Origin of the sequence: Acinetobacter lwoffii, from assembly GCF_024129715.1 — a bacterium.
Taxonomy (GTDB): domain Bacteria; phylum Pseudomonadota; class Gammaproteobacteria; order Pseudomonadales; family Moraxellaceae; genus Acinetobacter; species Acinetobacter lwoffii_U.
Genome location: NZ_JAMXXM010000053.1, coordinates 1 through 3,122, shown reverse-complemented (window position 1 = coordinate 3,122; position 3,122 = coordinate 1). Strand labels below are relative to the sequence as shown.

2 protein-coding genes are annotated in these 3,122 nt (G+C 30.3%); one reads left to right on the top strand and one right to left on the bottom strand.

Annotated elements, in window-relative coordinates; genetic code table 11:
- The first annotated feature begins 611 nt into the window (after positions 1 to 611).
- The gene (locus NI462_RS14795) at positions 612 to 1,685 is read left to right on the top strand and encodes a potassium channel family protein (protein WP_253161218.1); all 1,074 of its coding nucleotides are present in this window, start codon (positions 612 to 614) and stop codon (positions 1,683 to 1,685) included.
- A 59-nt stretch (positions 1,686 to 1,744) separates the two neighbouring features.
- On the opposite strand, the gene NI462_RS14790 is transcribed toward NI462_RS14795, so the two are convergent.
- A complete protein-coding gene (locus NI462_RS14790; RefSeq protein ID WP_253161216.1) occupies positions 1,745 to 2,860 on the bottom strand; it encodes a DUF3800 domain-containing protein in 1,116 nt (371 codons plus the stop codon).
- Between the last annotated feature and the right edge of the window lie 262 nt (positions 2,861 to 3,122).

The window sequence follows — 3,122 nt, the reverse complement described above, 5'->3', positions numbered from 1 at the left end:
TTAATTTAAATTCTTGAGAATATTTAGCCATTAAAAAGCACCCTTCAAATTAGACTAAGAGTGTCCAACTTTCGGGGTGCAGATTATCCTGTCGGGGTTTTTCGTATTGGTTCGCTCGGTATAACTCCTGTCGTACCTTACTGTCCTTGTGCGTATCTATGTTCTTATTATTCTGTGGAACTTCCTGTTCCTGATGAATCCATCATAGGAAATTACGGCATGATCGTATAGACGCCAAGGACCGGAATTGACGTAAGCAAATGCGTACAACTTTGCCTAAGAACTATCCCTGTTTTATCCGCAGAAATTGGGGATATTTTCTGCCTAGGGAAGGCCGGGAACATTGAACTAAGTTTTAATTTGATTAAATAATAATCAATTTAATTGGAAAAAAATATCAGAACTGTTTAAAAAAAAAGCCGACTTGTTTCCAAGCCGGGATTCTGCTGATCTTTTAACTTTCTCTTTTATCTTAACTTGTTGATATTACAATATTATTTAAATTGAATTTCGTATAAGCACCAGTATGTTAAATAGCATTTTAAACTTTATCTAAATATGAACGATCTATATCATCGCTCATCATAAATTTTATTATTAGGGGTAACAAATTGTCTAACGATATTGAAAAACAAACATTAATTCCAAAGTTAGAAAAGCCACATCAGAAAACTTATCTGACGACACCTATAGGACGATTTGTAGAGCGAGCATCTTATCTAGATTTATTTATTTTTGGTTTTATAGTTATTTTTTCATCAGCAGTGTATTTCTGGTTAATCCCTCATGCCCATTCTTTAAATAAAGAGAATATAGATATTTTCGATGCCTTATATTTTAGTATCGTGACTTTTACATCACTTGGATATGGAGATTTAAGTCCTATAGGATTTGGCCGTCTTATTGCAGTTCTTGTTGTAGTTTTAGGCTTAATTTTTATTGCTCTATTAGTTGGAAAATTCGCTTCTGAAAGACAGCAAACTATTCTTCTATTGTTGCACACAAGTGATTGTCAAAGACGAATAAGTAATTTTTCTTTAGAGATAGAAGAAATAAATGCGTTATTAAAGAATGGAGATAATATAGAAAAAGACCTTCATATAGCTGCGAATATTCTAGAAATTACGGCTAAATATCTCATATTTAATGCTAATCAAGCTAGATTAATTTCTTTCGGAAATGAAAGTGCCCTAGGTTCACTTTATAAAGAAATATCTAAGTTACAAGAGACTTGTTTAAAAATACATAAAATTGAAAATGAAAGTCTATTAATATCAAGACGTTCTTTAGCATTAGTAAATCGTTGCCATGGAATGGTTCATCAAATGGTAGTTTTACATAAAAACTCTAAGGAAGATAAATCATATACACAGCTTTTTATAACTAAGTTATTAAATTACTTAAGAATAAAACAGAAAAAATCTTTAAGTGGATCTATGCTTCGTATTAACGGAACTTTTGAAAAAATGAATAATGAAATGATTCTCCTAAAAAGATGGTCTCAAGGAAAGGCTACTCCAATTATAATTAACAATGTTTATACCCATGCTCCTGTTGGTCCACAAGAGAATTGGCCTAGTAACATTCATAAAGAAATTGCACAAACACTTGGTATTTCTAATAATCTAGTAAGTAAAAGCATTAATATACTTCTTGAACAACGTAAGTTACCAAAAGTGAAATAGATATAGGAATCTCTGTATTATGTTAATTTCCCTAAAATTAACATAATACGACCCTGTAACTAATTATGTGCTTTGAGCTTTTGCATATTTATAAATAGATTTTTTTTAAATTGTTCAGTGAAGACTTTATTTGATGATTGATCCATAAGTTTATAGAGTTTAATCGTATCTTCAGCACCTTTTGCGTGACTAATACTTCCATCAAAACGAACTGTCCTAATAGCATATTTCTCATAATCTGGTGAATTTATCATGAGTCCTCCTAGGAGTCTGGCCATTTTTTCATTGTCTGTAAAATTTCTTTTAAGGCAACGATTAGTGCTACTTACTAATAAATCCACTATTTGTAAACCATGAGATGTTTTTGAATCTGTGAATTTAAAGTCTTCAGCTAAAATAGAACCCAATTGGATTGAGTGCATATAGTCTTTTAATGTAGACACATCAATTTCATATAATTTAGCGTCATTTTCTAGTTTTTCATCACATTTTTTAGCACAGAATGACTTTAGTAAATAATTAAAGTCACTACCTTCTTCGAATACGAATCTCATGGGACTACGTAAAGTTGAAGAAACAGCAATAGTTAAGTATAAGGATTCAAAAACTTTTTCAAAATTTCTTGCGTTAGCCTCTATTCCTTTTTGATCTAATCGCCACTGAAATGATGACAATGATTGGGGGGATAATTTTGCATAAAAGTTTACAGCTTTTTCAATTAATCCTACGAGTAGATGACATTGCATATAAACTTGTTGAAATAATTGAAGGCTTAGCTTTTCTAGTAAACTTTTAACCTCCATTGAATGATTTAATTCCTCTCCTACTAATTTTTCTTTTTCGATATATTTTTCAATACCTTTGATAATTAAGTTCTTTCTTTGAATAATTGTTTCTGATTCATCAATAGAAATATTGGTAACTAATGCCTCAAAACTACAATTTAAAGATTTTAATTCGGTGATGAATAATTCAAAAGGTTGTGAAGAACAATCTGGTCTTGGGTTTTTAATTTCATTTTCACTTTCGATATCTAAAGCCTTTTTAAGATCATTTAAGGCGTTTTCTACTTTCTCCATGGACTCATCGGGTACACAAAGTGCACCGATAGTACTACATGCACGATTATTATCAGTTGGTCTAAATAAACCAGATTCATCAATAAAGATATACATTTCGTAGATTCAGATTAAGAGATAAAGTGATATTTTTTATATTAAAATTACTTTAATCACAATAAATTAAACTTTTTTATTATTTAATAAATTAAAATATTCTAGAGAGTTAGTAGTGTTTATTTTAAGTTTTTCTAAAATTAACATAATACACGTTATACGAAATAACACTGTAAGCCCCAAATAGAAATGTCCGGTTTCTCCAAAGTAAAAATGTCCGCTTTTAGAATATGCACTTTTGCAATTTCGTTAGCGGACGGTT